At 72.6% G+C, this 15,756-nt stretch carries 13 protein-coding genes; 8 read left to right on the top strand and 5 right to left on the bottom strand.

Annotated features, from left to right (window positions below; genetic code table 11):
• Nucleotides 1-123: 123 nt before the first annotated feature.
• The 3 genes from ACIRD7_RS22605 to ACIRD7_RS22615 are packed head-to-tail and all read left to right on the top strand — an operon-like array spanning nucleotide 124 to nucleotide 4,924.
• Entirely contained in the window at nucleotides 124-1,167 is a 1,044-nt protein-coding gene (locus ACIRD7_RS22605) for an AAA family ATPase (protein ID WP_403455957.1), read from the top strand.
• Nucleotides 1,164-2,537 (top strand): DUF58 domain-containing protein, encoded by a 1,374-nt coding sequence (locus tag ACIRD7_RS22610; RefSeq protein WP_403455959.1) that lies wholly within the window; start codon nucleotides 1,164-1,166, stop codon nucleotides 2,535-2,537. The genes ACIRD7_RS22605 and ACIRD7_RS22610 overlap by 4 nt, the downstream gene beginning before the upstream one ends.
• The gene (locus ACIRD7_RS22615) at nucleotides 2,534-4,924 is read left to right on the top strand and encodes a DUF3488 and DUF4129 domain-containing transglutaminase family protein (RefSeq protein WP_403455960.1); all 2,391 of its coding nucleotides are present in this window, start codon (nucleotides 2,534-2,536) and stop codon (nucleotides 4,922-4,924) included. The genes ACIRD7_RS22610 and ACIRD7_RS22615 overlap by 4 nt, the downstream gene beginning before the upstream one ends.
• A gap of 160 nt (nucleotides 4,925-5,084) precedes the next feature.
• On the opposite strand, the gene ACIRD7_RS22620 is transcribed toward ACIRD7_RS22615, so the two are convergent.
• The 3 genes from ACIRD7_RS22620 to ACIRD7_RS22630 all read right to left on the bottom strand — a co-directional run bounded on the left by ACIRD7_RS22620 (nucleotide 5,085) and on the right by ACIRD7_RS22630 (nucleotide 7,370).
• Nucleotides 5,085-5,477, bottom strand: a complete 393-nt coding sequence (locus ACIRD7_RS22620) for a DUF3040 domain-containing protein (protein ID WP_274238306.1) — start codon at nucleotides 5,475-5,477, stop codon at nucleotides 5,085-5,087.
• 290 nt (nucleotides 5,478-5,767) lie between these two features.
• On the bottom strand, nucleotides 5,768-6,595 hold the full coding sequence (locus tag ACIRD7_RS22625) for a class I SAM-dependent methyltransferase (RefSeq protein WP_403455962.1): 828 nt from the start codon (nucleotides 6,593-6,595) through the stop codon (nucleotides 5,768-5,770).
• A gap of 202 nt (nucleotides 6,596-6,797) precedes the next feature.
• Nucleotides 6,798-7,370, bottom strand: coding sequence for an SAV_6107 family HEPN domain-containing protein (locus tag ACIRD7_RS22630; protein ID WP_403455964.1), 573 nt, complete (start codon nucleotides 7,368-7,370; stop codon nucleotides 6,798-6,800).
• 168 nt (nucleotides 7,371-7,538) lie between these two features.
• On the opposite strand from ACIRD7_RS22630, the gene ACIRD7_RS22635 reads away from it, so the two are divergent.
• From ACIRD7_RS22635 to ACIRD7_RS22655, 5 genes are all read left to right on the top strand, one after another.
• The gene (locus tag ACIRD7_RS22635) at nucleotides 7,539-8,354 is read left to right on the top strand and encodes an ATP-binding cassette domain-containing protein (RefSeq protein WP_403455966.1); all 816 of its coding nucleotides are present in this window, start codon (nucleotides 7,539-7,541) and stop codon (nucleotides 8,352-8,354) included.
• A complete protein-coding gene (locus ACIRD7_RS22640) occupies nucleotides 8,326-10,410 on the top strand; it encodes a YhgE/Pip family protein (protein ID WP_403455967.1) in 2,085 nt (694 codons plus the stop codon). The genes ACIRD7_RS22635 and ACIRD7_RS22640 overlap by 29 nt, the downstream gene beginning before the upstream one ends.
• Before the next feature lie 23 nt (nucleotides 10,411-10,433).
• Nucleotides 10,434-11,063, top strand: coding sequence for a TetR/AcrR family transcriptional regulator (locus tag ACIRD7_RS22645; protein WP_403455970.1), 630 nt, complete (start codon nucleotides 10,434-10,436; stop codon nucleotides 11,061-11,063).
• A 382-nt stretch (nucleotides 11,064-11,445) separates the two neighbouring features.
• Nucleotides 11,446-12,060 (top strand): DUF4126 domain-containing protein, encoded by a 615-nt coding sequence (locus ACIRD7_RS22650; protein WP_403455973.1) that lies wholly within the window; start codon nucleotides 11,446-11,448, stop codon nucleotides 12,058-12,060.
• Between the two features lie 76 nt (nucleotides 12,061-12,136).
• Nucleotides 12,137-13,648 carry a phytoene desaturase family protein gene (locus ACIRD7_RS22655; RefSeq protein ID WP_403455976.1) on the top strand — a complete coding sequence of 504 codons (1,512 nt, stop codon included), beginning with the start codon at nucleotides 12,137-12,139 and terminating at the stop codon, nucleotides 13,646-13,648.
• 38 nt (nucleotides 13,649-13,686) lie between these two features.
• On the opposite strand, the gene ACIRD7_RS22660 is transcribed toward ACIRD7_RS22655, so the two are convergent.
• Entirely contained in the window at nucleotides 13,687-14,643 is a 957-nt protein-coding gene (locus tag ACIRD7_RS22660) for a hypothetical protein (RefSeq protein ID WP_403455979.1), read from the bottom strand.
• Nucleotides 14,644-14,700: 57 nt separating this feature from the next.
• Nucleotides 14,701-15,624: a methylenetetrahydrofolate reductase [NAD(P)H] gene (gene metF, locus ACIRD7_RS22665; RefSeq protein ID WP_403455981.1), complete on the bottom strand. Its 924-nt coding sequence runs from the start codon at nucleotides 15,622-15,624 to the stop codon at nucleotides 14,701-14,703.
• Between the last annotated feature and the right edge of the window lie 132 nt (nucleotides 15,625-15,756).

A 15,756-nucleotide genomic window follows, 5' to 3' on the forward strand; every position in this document is an offset into this window, starting at 1 on the left:
CGGCAGCAAGAATGCGAGGGTGGCAGCACGCGGAACGTTTCACGCGTGGTGTCCGTGTTCCAGGGGTGGGCCGGTCCGCGTGGATAAGCGTCGGCCCGGAAAGAACGGGCCGAGGAGGGCCGGGTGACGACCTATGACGATCGAGCGAGCCTCACTGATCTGACCGCGACTGTGGAGCGGGTCCGCAGTTCCGTGGAGGGTGTGATCGAGGGCAAGCCCGAGGTCGTACGGCTTTCGCTGACCGTACTGCTCGCCGAGGGGCATCTTCTGATCGAGGATGTCCCCGGCGTGGGCAAGACCATGCTCGCGAAGGCACTGGCGCGGTCCATCGACTGCTCGGTGCGGCGCATCCAGTTCACGCCGGACCTGCTGCCGTCGGACATCACGGGTGTGTCCATCTGGGACCAGCAGCGCAAGGACTTCGAGTTCAAGCCCGGTGCGATCTTCGCGCAGATCGTGATCGGCGACGAGATCAACCGCGCCTCGCCGAAGACGCAGTCCGCGCTGCTGGAGTCCATGGAGGAGCGCCAGGTCACGATCGACGGGCAGACCTACGAGCTGCCGAGCCCCTTCATGGTGGTGGCGACGCAGAACCCGGTCGAGATGGAGGGCACCTACCCGCTGCCCGAGGCCCAGCGCGACCGCTTCATGGCCCGCGTCTCCGTCGGCTACCCCAGCGTGGAGGCCGAACTGCAGATGCTGGACGTGCACGGCGGCGCCTCGCCGCTGGAGGACCTTCAGCCGGTGGCGCACGCGCACGACATCGTGAAGCTGATCGACGCGGTGCGCGGCGTGCACGTCGCCGAGCCGGTCCGCCGGTACGCGGTGGACCTGGTCTCGGCCACGCGCAACCACCCCGACCTCAGACTCGGCGCCTCCCCGCGCGCGACGCTGCACCTGCTGCGCGCGGCGAAGGCGTCGGCGGCCCTCAGCGGCCGGGAGTACGCGCTGCCGGACGACGTGCAGGCCCTCGCGGTCGCCGTCCTCGCCCACCGCCTGCTGCCCACCGCGCAGGCCCAGCTCAACCGCCGGACGTCCGAGCAGGTCGTCCAGGAGATCCTCCAGCGCACCCCGGTGCCCGCGGCTCCGCACCAGCAGAGCGGCTTCGGCGGTCTCGGCCGCGGCGCCACCGCGTACGGCCAGCAGCCGCCGCGGAGGCTCGGATGACCTCCGGCAGTACCGGCCAGGCCGAGCCGGACCAGGGCGACAAGAGCGGGGTCCGCACGGCACTGGCCGGTCTGACCACGCGCGGCCGCTCGTTCCTGGCCGCCGGTGTCGCGGCCGCCGTCTGCGCCTACGTACTCGGCCAGAGCGATCTGCTGCGTGTCGGACTGCTGCTCGCGGTGCTGCCCCTGGTCTGCGCGACGGTGCTGTACCGCACCCGCTACCGGGTCGCGGGCAGCCGCCGGCTCTCCCCCGCGCGCGTGCCCGCCGGCAGCGAGGCCCGGGTGCACCTGCGGATGGACAACGTCTCCCGGCTGCCCACCGGCCTGCTGATGCTCCAGGACCGGGTGCCGTACGTCCTCGGCCCGCGACCGCGCTTCGTGCTGGACCGCGTCGAGCCGGGCGGCCGCCGCGAGGTGTCCTACCGGGTCCGTTCCGACCTGCGCGGCCGCTACCCGCTGGGCCCCTTGCAGCTGCGGCTGAGCGACCCGTTCGGCATGTGCGAGCTGACCCGCTCGTTCTCGTCGTACGACACCCTCACGGTCATCCCGCGGGTGGAGCCGCTGCCGCCGGTGCGCTTCAGCGGGGAGGCGAAGGGATACGGCGACGGCCGGCAGCGCTCGCTGGCACTGGCCGGCGAGGACGACGTGATCCCGCGCGGCTATCGCTACGGCGACGACCTGCGCCGCGTCCACTGGCGCTCCACCGCCCGCTACGGCGAGCTGATGGTGCGCCGCGAGGAGCAGCCGCAGCGCGCCCGCTGCACGGTGCTGCTGGACACCCGCGGCCTGGCCTTCCAGGGCGCGGGCCCCGACTCGGCCTTCGAGTGGGCCGTGTCGGGCACGGCGTCGGTGCTGGTCCACATGCTGGAGCGGGGCTTCTCCGTACGGCTGCTGACCGACACGGGCAGCTCGGTGCCCGGCGAGGGCACCGACGGGTTCGCGGGCGCCAGCCAGGAGTCGGCGGACGCGGCCGGGCTGATGATGGACACCCTCGCGGTGATCGACCACTCCGACGGTACGGGCCTGTCGCGCGCGTACGACGTGCTGCGCGGCGGCAACGAGGGGCTGCTGGTCGCCTTCTTCGGCGACCTCGACGAGGAGCAGGCGGCGGTGGCCGCCAAGATGCGTCAGCGCAGCGGCGGCGCGGTGGCGTTCGTCCTGGACAGCGGGTCCTGGGTGCGGGAACCGAGCGATGTGCCCGGCGCGTTGGACAGGAGCGAGGAGCGGCTGCGGATGCTGCGGGAGGCGGGCTGGACGGCCCTGAGCGTGCCGCGGAGCGCCTCGCTGAACGAGCTGTGGCGCCAGGCCGACCGCGCGCGCACGGACGCCGCCGCGGCCGGTGGCCTGCGCGGCGAGGGGGGAGCGGCATGAGCGGGCGGACACGGATGGCGCTGTGCGCCGCGGCGGCGACGCTGATGGCCTCGTGCGCCCTGCTGCCGCTGGTCTCGCCGGTCACCTGGCTGATGCAGGCGATCTTCCTGCTGGCGGTCCAGACGGGCGTCGGCATGGCGACCCGGCGGGTGCCGCTGGCCCGGCCGCTGACGGTGGCGGCGCAGGCGCTCGCCGCGCTGATGCTGCTGACCCTGACCTTCGCCCACCAGCAGGCGATCATCGGTGTGATCCCCGGCCCGGAGGCCTTCCGTCACTTCGGCGACCTGCTGCAGGCCGGCGCGGACGACGTCAGCCGGTACTCGATCCCGGCGCCGCTGTCGGACGGCATCCGGCTGATGCTCATCGGCGGCGTGCTGATCATAGGTCTGGCGGTGGACACCCTCGCGGTGACGTTCCGCAGCGCCGCGCCGGCCGGGCTGCCGCTGCTGGCGCTGTACTCGGTGGCGGCGGGGCTGTCCGAGGGCGGCGCGGACTGGCTGTGGTTCCTGGTCGCCGCAGCGGGCTATCTGATGCTGCTCCTGGCCGAGGGTCGCGACCGGCTCTCGCAGTGGGGCCGGGTCTTCGGCGGAGCGCCACGGACGCCCGGCGGTGAGCCCGGCGGCGGCGCGGTGGCGCCGGTCCGCACCGGGCGGCGCATCGGCATGGTCGCGCTGGGCGTCGCCCTGGTGGTGCCGCTCGCCCTGCCCGCCATGAACGGCGGCCTGCTGGACGCCGCGGGCACCGGGGTGGGCTCGGGCCGTGGCGGCGGGGGCACGATATCCGCGGTGAACCCGCTGGTGTCGCTGCGCGACAGTCTGAACGTGGACGAGGACCGCGAGGTCCTGTCCCTGAAGACCAACACGGCGGACCTGTCGAACCTGTACCTGCGGATCGTGTCCCTGGACGACTTCGACGGCACCACCTGGCAGCCGTCCAAGCGCAGCATCGAGGCCGTGCCGGACAAGTTCCCCACGCCCTTCGGCCTCGGCGCGGAGGTCCGGCGCGCGGAGGTCGTGACGACCGTCTCGGCGGCGGACTGGTACGCGCAGAACTGGCTGCCGATGCCGTACCCGCCGAGCGGCGTGGACATCATCGGCAACTGGCGGTACGAACCGCTCGGGATGACGGTCGTCGGCGACCGGCGTCAGACCACGCGCGGGGAGACGTACACCGTGCGCAGCCTGGACGTGCAGCCGACGGCGGAGCAGCTCGCCGAGGCGCCGGAGCCGCCTGCCGCGCTGAAGCGTGAGTTCACCGAGCTGCCCGACTCGCTGCCGTCGGCGGTCCGCAGGACCGCACGTGAGGTCACGGAGGGCGCCAGCAGTCACTACGAGCAGGCGGTCAAGCTTCAGGAGTACTTCGCCGTCAACGGCGGGTTCCAGTACGACACCGACGTGAAGGTCGGCAGCGGCCCGCAGGCCATCGCCCGCTTCCTGAAGGACAAGCAGGGATTCTGCGTCCACTTCTCCTTCGCGATGGCGGCGATGGCCCGCTCGCTGGACATACCGGCCCGGGTCGCGGTGGGCTTCGCGCCCGGCACCCCGCAGGGCGACGGCTCGGTCTCGGTGGGGCTGCGGGACGCGCACGCCTGGCCGGAGCTGTACTTCGAGGGCGTGGGCTGGACCCGTTTCGAGCCGACGCCGACCCGTGGCTCGGTGCCGTCGTACACGCAGTCGGACACCCCGGGCTCCACCCTCCCGGACGTGGCCCGGCCCTCGCAGTCGACGAGCACGGGGCCGTCCGCGACCCCCTCGACGAGCGAGAGCTGCGCCGGGCAGAAGCCCGAGCTGTGCGCCAGTGAGTCCCCGCAGGCCGCGGTGGCCGTCGGCGGTGACGGCCCGCGGTGGTACGTCCTCGTGGCCTGGGTGCTGGGCGGGGCGGCCGCGCTGCTGATCCCGTCGGCGCCGATGCTGTGGCGGCTGCGGACGAGAGCGAGGCGGCTGGGAGCGCACGGGCGTACGGAGGCGGAGGTGTCGCTCCACACGCTGGCGGTCTGGCAGGAACTGACGGACACCGCCTGGGACTTCGGCATCCCGCCGGACGACTCCCAGACGCCCCGCAAGACGGCCGCCCGCATCGTCCGCCTGGGTCTGCTCGATCCACCGGCGGCGGACTCGGTGCACCGGGTCGCCGACGCGGTGGAACAGGTCCTCTACGCCCCGAGCCCCCGGCCGACGGCCGGCCTCGCTCAGGACGTGCGCGGCGTCGCGTCCGACCTGCGGTCCAAGGCCGGCTGGTCGACGAAACTGCGGGCTCTGCTGGCGCCTCGGTCCAGCGTGCGGGTGGTGTGGGCGCTGACCGACCGGTGGGCCGACATCAAGCGGCGCGCGGCGGCGGCCCGGCCGACGCTGCGGAGGCCTTCGTCGCCCGGACAGCAGCAGGGGTGACGGTTCCCCGGTCCGGGAGCGGCTCCGCGAGCCACTCCCGGACCGGGGCATACGTCACCGGGGCATACGTCACCGAGGCGACGTCACCGAGGCATACGTCAGGGGGTGACCACCCGGTCGGTGGTCACCCCCTGCGTGTGTTCAGGAGCTGCTCGTCGAGCTAATGGCCGCCCTGTTCGTCACGGCGGCGCTGCCAGCGCTGTTCGATACGGTCCATCATGGAGCGCTTCTGGCGTGGCTGGCGACGTGCCTGCGGGCCGCCCGCGGGCTGTTCGCCCGGCTTGGGGGCCTTGCGCCAGCCGGTCACCGCGAGTACCGCACAGCCCAGCATGACGAGGAAGCCCACCACACTGAGCCACACCTGCTTGGCGACCATTCCAGCCATGAGGAGCGCGATACCTACGAGGAAGCCCGCGACCGCCTGGTAGACCCGTCGCCGGGTGTACGTACGCAGCCCGCTTCCCTCAAGCGCTGTCGCGAACTTGGGATCTTCGGCGTACAGCGCTCGCTCCATCTGCTCGAGCATTCGCTGCTCGTGCTCCGAGAGCGGCACGGAGTCCTCCTCATCGTGCAGTCGCCGGGGCGACCCGGGGGGTCCCTTCAGGATAGGCAGGGAATCGCCCCCGTGAAACCCGCCCCTCTACGCCAATTGGCCAACCGGGCTCCGGCATGGACGCCCGGCTCGCTGAGATCTTCATTCCCCAGCAGCCGACCCGTCATGCCGGAACGGTCTCCCTCGATCATACGGCGACGAGCGCCCGATCGGGGGGCCTGTGGTGTACTCCATGTGCAGCCAAGGCCCTGATCAAGGCGCACCCCCGCGGCACGCTCACAGCGGGCGGCTCAGGCCTCGGCGGTCTCCCCCGTCTCACCGAGCACATGGAGCTGGGTGGCCACCGAGTGGAACGCGGACAGCTCGGCCGCGGCCTCCTCCAGCTTCAGCAGTGCCTCCAGCGCCCCGGGCTCGGTGTCCACCAGCACCCCGGGGACCAGGTCGGCGAAGATCCGCACCCCGTGCACGGCGCCGACGCGCAGACCGGCCCGCTCGACCAGCTCGGTGAGCTGCTCGGCCGTGAACCGGCGCGGCATCGGGTCGCCCTGGCCCCAGCGGCCGTCCGGGTCCTCGAGGGCCTGCTTGGCCTCCTTGAAGTGACCGGCGAGGGCCCGCGCCAGCACGGCACCACCGAGGCCGGCGGCGAGCAGGCTGAGGACGCCCTCGGAGCGCAGGGCGGCCACCGCGTTGCGAACGCCCTCGGCGGGGTCGTCGACGTACTCCAGGACGCCGTGGCACAGCACGACGTCGTACCCGCCGCGCTCGACCACGTCGAACAGGCCGTGGGCGTCGCCCTGGACGCCCTTCACCCGGTCGGCGACCTCGGCCTCGGCGGCGCGCCGCTCAAGGGCGAAGAGCGCGTTCGGGCTGGGGTCTACGACGGTGACGCGGTGGCCGAGGCGGGCCAGGGGTACGGCGAAGTTGCCGCTGCCGCCTCCGGTGTCGAGTACGTCCAGCGCCTGACGGCCCGTGGCCTTGACCCGGCGGTCGAGGGCGTCCTGGAGGACCTCCCAGACCACGGCGGTACGGAGAGCCGCGCGGGGGCGGGAGGGGTCGGAGCGCAGCGACGTCGCTTGAGGGTGCTGGTGGGCGACGGGCGGGCGCATCGGGTCCGACACGGCGATTTGACTCCTCGGCGCGGCACCGCCGTCTGCGCGGCGGAGCGAACGGGCTGCCTCCCCCGGGTCACGGGGTGGAAGGCTTCAGGCGCCTTCCACCCTATTGCCTACGACGCCCCGACCGGCCATCGCGGTGCCAGGCGACGCCGACCGTCTCACCTCGTGAACGCCGTCCGTGAACGCCGTCCGGGAACCCGCCCGGTCAGCCCGCGTCCGGCATGTCGTCGCGTGCGTGGCCCGTGCCGTCCGCCTCCCCCCTGTCCGCGTCCGCGCGGGGCTGGGGCAGGACGGGCTGGAGCACCAGCATCCGCTCGACGAGGCGCAGGAACATCGCCACGTCGCGTATCAGGTCGTCGGCGTCCCGGCGGCTGGCCGCGCCCTGGATGCCGGCCTCGGCCCGGGCGCGGCGCCGGGCACCCGAGGCGAACAGGGCGCTCCACTCGGTGAGTTCGGGCGCTATTTCGGGGAGCACTTCCCAGGCGCTCCGGATGCGGGCCCGGCGCCTGGACGTGGGCTCCGGGCGGCCCCGCGCGGCGAGCACGGCGGCGGCGGTGCGCAGGGCGGCGAGGTGGGCGGTGGCGTAGCGCTCGTTCGACGTTTCCAGCACGGCTGCCTCGTCCAGTCCTGCACGGGCCTGGGCGAGCAGGTCGAGGGCGGCGGGCGGGGCCGTGGTCCGGCGGAGCACGGGGTGCACGTCGCTCGCCGGGCCGGTCAGTGAGGGGGCAGGGCCGGTGGCGCGGCGCCGGCGGGCGGCTGCTGCGTGATAGCTGGCCATGACGAACCTCCTGTCGTCTGTGTGACGGCATGCCCGATACGGGATGCCGTATGTGCCCATCGTGAGGTATGGCACTGACAATCCGTTCTGACCTGCGACTTTGCTTCGAGCGCGAGTTCGGACTAGTTTTTGCACTGACCAGTCAGTTCAAATATTGGAGGGGCAGGGATGGGGGGAACCGTGACCGGAGTCGGCGTCACGGCCCAGGGCCTCGGGCTCGAAGGACCCCGCGGATGGGCGTTCCGCGGGGTCTCCTTCGAGGCGGAGCCCGGCTCGCTGATCACGATCGAGGGGCCGTCCGGCACCGGCCGTACGTCCCTGCTGCTGGCGCTCACGGGACGGATGAAGCCCACCGAGGGCACCGCGTCCGTGGACGGAGCGGCACTGCCCAAGCGCATGGCGGCCGTCCGGCGCGTCAGCGCGCTGGCCCACGTCCCGGGTGTGACCGACCTGGACCAGGCCCTGACCGTCGCCGAGCACCTGCGCGAACGGGCGCTGCTCCAGCGGCGGTTCGGCGACTCGCTGCGCGCCCTGTTCGGCCCGCGCGCCGAGCGGCGGACCGAGGAGAGGCTGCGGATCGACGCCGCGCTGACGGCGGCCGGCCTCGACCTGGAGTCGCTGCCCAAAGGCGGCCGTACGGCCGTACGGGATCTGGAGCGTTCGGAGGCGCTGCGGCTGTCGCTCGCGCTGGCCCTGATCGCCCGCCCGCGGCTGCTCGGCGTGGACGACACCGACCTGAAGCTCTCGGACGCCGAACGGGCCGACATCTGGGCGCTGTTGAAGTCGCTCGCCGAGGCCGGGACCACGGTCGTGGCGGTGTGCAGCGAAGCCCCGGACGGCACGGTAAAGGTGTCCACGCAGGCCACGGCCGACGACGCCGAAGAGACCCAGGACGACTCGGAAACCGACGGAACCGACGGAACCGACGGAAAGACCGACGGAAAGGAGGCCGCCGATGCGCTCGCCGAGGCTGGCCGCGCTTGAGCTGAGGCGCTTCGGCCGGGGGAAGCTGCCGCGTGCCGCCCTGGTCGCGCTGCTGGTGCTCCCGCTGCTGTACGGCGCCCTGTACCTGTGGTCGTTCTGGGACCCGTACGGCCGTCTCGACAAGATCCCCGTGGCGCTCGTGAACGACGACAAGGGGGCGGCCGTCGAGGGCGAGAAGCTGACGGCCGGCGACGACATCACCAAGGGGCTGCGCGAGAGCGACGTCTTCGACTGGCGCGAGGTGAGCGCCGCCGAGGCCGAGAAGGGCGTCGAGGACGGCACTTACTACCTGTCGCTGACCATGCCGGCCGACTTCAGCGAGCGGATCGCCTCCAGCGCGGGGAACACGCCGGAGACGGGCGCCCTTCAGGTCCGTACGAACGACGCGAACAACTACATCGTCGGGCAGATCTCGCGGACGGTTTTCGGCGAGGTGCGCGAGGCCGCGTCCACGAAGGCGTCGCGGTCGTTCCTGGACCGGATCTTCGTGTCGTTCTCCGACATCCACGGCGCCACGGTCAAGGCCGCCAATGGGGCCGACCGGCTCGAAGGCGGCATCGGGAAGGCGGAGAAGGGCTCCAAGGACCTCGCCGACGGGCTGAAGGACGCCAAGGCGGGCAGCGGCAAGCTGTCCACCGGTCTGCGCAAGCTCAACAAGGGCGCGGGCGACCTGGAGGACGGCTCCCGGCAGGTCGCGCAGGGCACGCAGACGCTGGCCGACAAGGTCAACGGCATCAACGGGAAGATCGGCCCGTTCCTCAAGGACAACGAGAAGACCATTGGGGACACCGCCCAGTTGGTCGCCCACACCTCTGCGGCGATCCGCGACAACCTCGACGACCTGGTGGAGCGGGCTCCGGGCGCCGCCAGGAAGGCCCACACGGCGTCCGACGTGCTGGACACCGTCTACCGGGCGCGCTGCGAGGACGCCGTCCTGCCCGACCCGGCCTGCGCCGACCTGAAGAAGGCCCGGCAGTCGGCCGCGGACGTGGCGACGATCGCCGACGACCTCAACACGCTGATCGCCGACCAGAACGGCGACCTGAAGAAGCTCGACAAGCACCTCGCCACCCTCCAGAAGCAGTCCCAGGCGCTCGCCGACCGCGCGCCCCGGCTCTCCGAGGACCTCGACGACGCCGTCAGCCGGATCAACAAGCTGAACCAGGGAGCCGCGAAGGTCGCCGCCGGCGCCAGGAAGCTGCACACGGGGCTCGGCGACGCGAAGGGCGGCGCGGCCGACCTGGACAGCGGTGTGGGCGAGTTGAAGACGGGGGCGTACGACCTCAACGGCGGCATCTACAAGCTCGTCGACGGCTCCGGGAAGCTCTCGGACGGGCTGCACGACGGTGCGGGACGGATCCCGGACTACGACAAGAAGGACCGCGACCAGCGCACCGAGGTGATGGCCGACCCGGTCCAGCTCCTCTCCAGCGATCTGCACAAGGCGCCCAACTACGGCACCGGGTTCGCCCCGTACTTCATCCCGCTGTCCCTGTGGGTCGGCGCGATGGTGGCGTACATGCTGATCGCGCCCATGAACCGGCGCGCGCTCGCCGCGGGCGCCCCGGCGTGGCGGATCGCGCTGGCCGGATGGCTGCCCGTGGTGGCGATCGGGGTGCTCCAGACCATCGCCCTGATGTCGGTGCTCCACTGGGCCGTCGGGCTCCAGATGGCGCGGGCGGCCGGGACGGTCGGCTTCCTGTTCCTGGTGACCGCGTGCTTCGCGGCGATCGTGCAGTGGCTCAACGCGCGCTTCGGGGCGGCGGGCCGGATCCTGGTCCTGGCCTTGCTGATGCTCCAGTTGACCTCCGCGGGCGGCACCTACCCGGTGCAGACCAGCCCGGGCTTCTTCAACGCGCTGCACCCCTTCCTCCCGATGAGCTACGTCGTGGAGGCCCTCAGGAGGCTCATCACGGGCGGCGGTCTGGGACCGGTGTGGCAGGCGTGCGCGGTGCTCGTCGCCTTCACCGCGGGCGCCCTCGCGCTGACCGCGGTGTCGGCCCGTCGCCGCCAGGTGTGGACGCTCGACCGGCTGCACCCGGAGCTGAGCCTGTGAGCGGGCGCGGGACAATCAGGCGCATGGAAAGCAGCAACGCCGCGTCGGGCGGCAGCACACGCCGTGAGGCCACCCGGCAGAAGCTCTACGAGGCGGCCGTCACCCTCATCGCCGAGCAGGGCTTCTCCGCCACCACGGTCGACGAGATCGCCGAGCGGGCCGGGGTGGCGAAGGGCACGGTCTACTACAACTTCGCGAGCAAGTCGGTCCTCTTCGAGGAGCTGCTGCGGCACGGAGTGGGCCTGCTCACCGTCTCCCTGCGCGAGGCCGCCGAGCAGACCGCACGGCAGGGCGGCGACAAGGTGGACGCCCTGGACGCGATGATCCGCGCGGGGCTGGTCTTCATCGAGCGCTACCCGTCCTTCACCCAGCTGTACGTCGCCGAGCTGTGGCGGACCAACCGGGCCTGGCAGTCCACGCTGATGGTGGTCCGGCAGCAGGCCGTGGCGGTCGTCGAGGGCGTGCTGCGCGAGGGCGTGGAGAGCGGCGAGTTCAGCGACGAGATCGACGTCCCGCTGACCGCCGCGGCTCTGGTGGGCATGGTCCTGGTGGCCGCCCTGGACTGGCAGTCCTTCCAGCCGGAGCGGTCCCTGGACGACGTGCACGCGGCGCTGTCCCGGCTGTTGCAGGGCCGGGTGAGCGGACGCCGCTGAGGCGCCCGGCGCACGCGCGCACACGAAAGCGCCGGTCCGGGTGTGGCCGCGTCCCCCGCGGGCCACACTCGAACCGGCGCTCCCCCGTTCCCCCGTACTCCCCCGTGTCCCCCTGGACCCCCGTTCGGTCGTTCCCCCGGGTCCCCCGGTCTCACTCCCGCCGACACCAGGCCGGCGGAAGGAGCGGATCCGGGGACGCTCCGTTCCGGCGCCCCGTGTCGCCGGTGCCGGAGCCGTTCCCCTTCTCCGTGCCTCCACTCTCTCGTTCACGCAGGTCGCGACCCATCCGCGCGCGTACTCATCTCACCGGCTAGGTACGCGTACTCAGAGCTGCGCACTCACCCCCAGGACCGGGTGTCGCCGACTGGTTACGATCGCCCCCGTGTCTGTACTCCCTCTGGTGTTCACAAGCGGCTGGGCCAGCGGCATCAACGCCTACGCCGTCGTGCTGCTGCTCGGCATGTTCGGGGCGACGGGGCTGAGCGACGAGGTGCCCGACGCACTGCAACGGCCCGACGTCCTGATCGCGGCCGGCGTGCTGTTCCTGTGCGAGGCCGTCGCCGACAAGATCCCGTACGTCGACTCGGCGTGGGACTCGGTGCACACGGTGATCCGGCCGGTGTCGGGCGCGGTCGTCGCGGCGCTGCTCGCCGGGCAGAGCGGATCGGTGCCGGAGCTGGCGGCGGGGGCCGTCGGCGGTTCCACGGCGCTGCTGAGCCATCTGGTCAAGGCCGGGACGCGGATGGCGGTCAACACCTCGCCCGAGCCGTTCAGCAACGTCGTGGTGAGCCTCGCCGAGGATCTCGGGGTGGCCGCGATCATCACCTTCGCGATCTTCCATCCCGTCGCGGCGGCCTGCGTCGCGGGCGCGCTGCTGCTCGCCGGGCTGTTCCTGCTCTACTTCATGATCTCGCGGATCCGCCGCTTCCTGCGCCGCAGGGCCGAGCGCCGGGCGGAGAAGCGGCTCGCGCACGCGGTGGCCCAGCGGCCCGGCTGAGCCGCCGCCGGCTCAGCCGGGCCGCCGCCCCGAGGCCCGGCCGCCGTTGTCGGTGACGGCCGATAAAGTCCCTGACATGGCAAGGATTGCGGTGATCGGCGCCGGCATGGGCGCCATGGCGGCCGCCGCCCGGCTGGCCGTCGCGGGCCACCGGGTGGCGGTGTACGAGCGTGCGGAGACGTACGGCGGAGCGGTGCGCCGCTTCGAGCGGGACGGCTTCGGCTTCGACACGGGACCCGGACTGCTCCCGCTCCCCGCCGTGTACCGCGATCTGTTCATCAAGACCGGCAAGGAGCCGCTGGAGGCCTGCGTCGAGCTGGTCCAGGTCGACCCGTCCGCGCGGCACGTCTTCGCGGACGGCACCGAGGTCTCGCTGCCGAACGCCTCGCGCGCGGGTGTCGTGGCCGCCCTGGACGAGGCCTTGGGCGCCGGCACGGGCGGACGCTGGGGCGACTTCCTGGTCCGCGCCCGCGAGGCCTGGGACCGCACGCGCAGACCGCTGCTGGAGGAGCCCCTGTGGCCCAACTGGCAGGTGCTGGCCGAGCGCGAGCCGTATCCGTCGGTCCCCCACAAGCGGCTGTTGCGCACCCGCCGCGCGGGCACGCTCGCCGAGGTCGGCGCCTGGGAGCTGCGCGACCCCCGGCTCGTCGCCCTGCTGGAGAGCCACGCCCTCGCCTACGGCCTGGACCCCGGCGCCGCTCCGGCGAGCGCGGCGGTGCTGCCGTATCTGGAGCACGCCTTCGGCACCTGGTATGTGCGGGGCGGCACAAGGGAGTTGGCGCGGGCGGTCCACGAGCGGTGTGTGGCCCGGAAGGTCGAGTTCAGCTTCGGCGCGGAGGTCTCCGCGATCCTGGAGAAGGACGGCCGGGCGGCGGGACTCGAGCTGGCCGATGGATCGGTGGTCGAAGCCGACTTCGTGGTCTCCGGGGTCGCGCCGGGCGTGCTCGACCACCTCCTGCGGGGCACGGCGGTGCGCGGCGAGGGCGGGGTCGCGCCCCAGCGCGCGGCGGCGAGCCGGCTGACCGTGCTGCTGGCGCTGCGCGGCGGCCGCCCGGAAGGCGCGGCGCACCGCACGGTGGTGCACGCGCAGGACCGTGCGGCCGAGTTGGACGCTCTGTTCGGGGCGGGCGCCCCTGCCGCGCGTCCCACGGTGACCGTCCTGCGGCCGGACGACCCGGCGCTGGTTCCGGACGCCGGCCATGAGGCGGTCACGCTCTCGTCGACGGTTCCGGCACAGCCCGACGGGAGCGGGGCGCGACCTGAGATCTTCGACCGGCAGGCCGAGCACCTGATCACGGTCGCCGAGCGTGCCGTGCCGGACCTGCGCGACCGGCTGCTCTGGCACGAGGTGCGCACTCCCGCCGACATCGCGGAGGTGACCGGGGTGCGGGGCGGAGCGGTTCCGGCACCCGCGCTGGCCGCGGCGCGGGGACGTCTGCTGCACCCGTCCAACAGCACGGCCGTAGCGGGGCTGTTCACGGTCGGCGGCTGGTCCCACCCGGGCGGCGGGCTGCCGCACGCCGGGATGTCGGGCGCGCTGGTGGCGGGGCTGATCGTGGAGGGGCCGGAGTTCCGCGGCTCTCAGTGATCCGCGGGTGAGCGGGTGAGGGGTGTCGCGGGGGGCCGTCAGAAACGGTACTGCTCGTCGTACCCCTGCCCGTTCTCCTGGCCGTTGCCCTGGTACGGGTACTGCTGCTCCGGCGGGAGTTCGCCGCCGTACGCCTCGTCGGTGCGCTGCTGCGGGACCCAGACGCCGCCGGGCGGGGTCGTCTCGCCGTAGCCGCCGGTGGCGTACTGGTCCTGGCCGTAGCCCTGCTGGCCGTACTGCTGCTGGCCGTAGGCGTCGTAGGAGGCGCCGCCGTAGGTCTGGGCGCCGATGTACGGGTCGGAGTAGGCGGCGTACTGCTGCTGGCCGCTGGGGTCGTAGCCGTAATTCTGCTGGTCGTAGCCGGCGTAGGCGTCGTACCCGTAGCTCTGGTCGGCCGTCGCGTACTGGTCCTGGGGCTGCTGCTGGCCCGCGGCCGCGTAGTTCTGGTCGGCGCCGGCGTAGGCGGGGTCGCCGTATATGCCGTACGAGCCGGTGTCGTCCGGCATCGGCTGCGGCTCGTAGACCGCCGTCGTCTCCGCGGCGTTGTGCTGGCCGCGCGCCGGGGTGAAGACGTCGTCGCGGTCGTAGTCGTCGCCGTAGCCGGCGGTCTCCTGGCCGTAGGGGGCCGCGGCGCCAGCGAATCCGTCCTCGGACTCCTCCAGGCCGGAGACCTCCAGGGTCGGCTCCTGGCGCTCCGGTTCACCGCGGCGGCGCTTGGCGGCGGCCAGCGGGCCCAGGGCCGGCGCGGAGACCGCCCAGCCCGCCGAGAAGCCGCGGCGGAAAGACAGCGTGACGTAGGTCTGGCCGACCGCGAACGCCGCCGCGCCCAGACCGATGACGATGACGGACGGGATCAGCACCCCGACCACGACGCCGAGGAATCCGGCGAAGGCGAGCAGCCGCCAGCGCAGCCGTGCCTTGTACTGCAGCAGCACCTCGCCCAACAGCCACAGCGCGACGATGCCGAACGCGATGTAGAGGACCGTCCAGCCCATGTACGCCCCTCTCCCAGTGGCCGCCTACGCAGTGTGACGTATGTCAGGACGGCCGGTCTAGGCCTGCGGGGGATGGTGCAGGCCCAGGTTCTCGTAGATTTCCAGCGTCGCCGTGGAGTTGTTGAGCGTGATGAAGTGCAGTCCGGGCACTCCCTCGGCCAGCAGCCGTGCGCAGAACTCCGTGGCGAAGTCGATCCCGATCGAGCGTACAGCCGCCGGATCGTCCTTCGCTGTGAGGATCCGCTCTTTCAGGGCGGCCGGGAAGGCGGCGTTGGTGAGGGACGGGATCCGGTCCAGGGTCCTCGTGCTGGCGATGGGCATGATCTCGGGGATGATCGGGGTGTCGCAGCCGGCGGCCGAGACGCGGTCGCGCAGCCGCAGGTAGTCCTCCGGATCGAAGAACATCTGCGTGATCGCGTAGTCCGCGCCCGCGCGGCACTTGTCGACGAAGTGCCGGACGTCGAGCTCCCGGTCCGCGGAGCGCGGGTGCATCGCGGGGAAGGCCGCGACGCCCACGCAGAAATCGCCGGACGCCTTGATCAGTTCGACGAGCTCGGCGGCGTACGTCAGGCCCTGGGGGTGGCGCACCCACTCGCCCAGCGGGTCGCCGGGCGGGTCGCCGCGCAGCGCCAGCATGTTGCGGATCCCGGCGTCGGCGTACTGGCCGATGATGTTGCGCAGGTCGGCCACCGAGTGGTCGACGGCGGTGAGGTGGGCGATCGGGGTGAGCGTGGTGTCCGAGGCGATCGCCTCGGTCGCCTTGACGGTGCCGGCGCGGGTGGAGCCACCCGCGCCGTAGGTCACGGAGACGAAGTCAGGGCCGACGGCCTCGACCCGGCGCAGCGCGTTCCACAGGTTCCGCTCGCCCTTCGGGGTCTTGGGGGCGTAGAACTCGAAGGAATACGTCGTCTTGCCGGTCGCGAGCATCTCGCGCACGGTGCGAGCGTGGTCCGATCTGATGGATGCGCTGCCGAGGGCCATACCCGCAGGTTAGCCAGGGGTCCCCGGTCCCCCAACCGGACGCCGGACATTTGCCCGATTTGTCGGCCTGTTGTCCACTCCTTGGACAAACGACGGCCGAACAGCGCCCCAAGCCCACGGGAACGCGGCCGC

The sequence above is a fragment of the Streptomyces sp. NPDC093568 genome, assembly GCF_044764945.1.
In the GTDB taxonomy this organism is placed as follows: Bacteria; Actinomycetota; Actinomycetes; order Streptomycetales; family Streptomycetaceae; genus Streptomyces.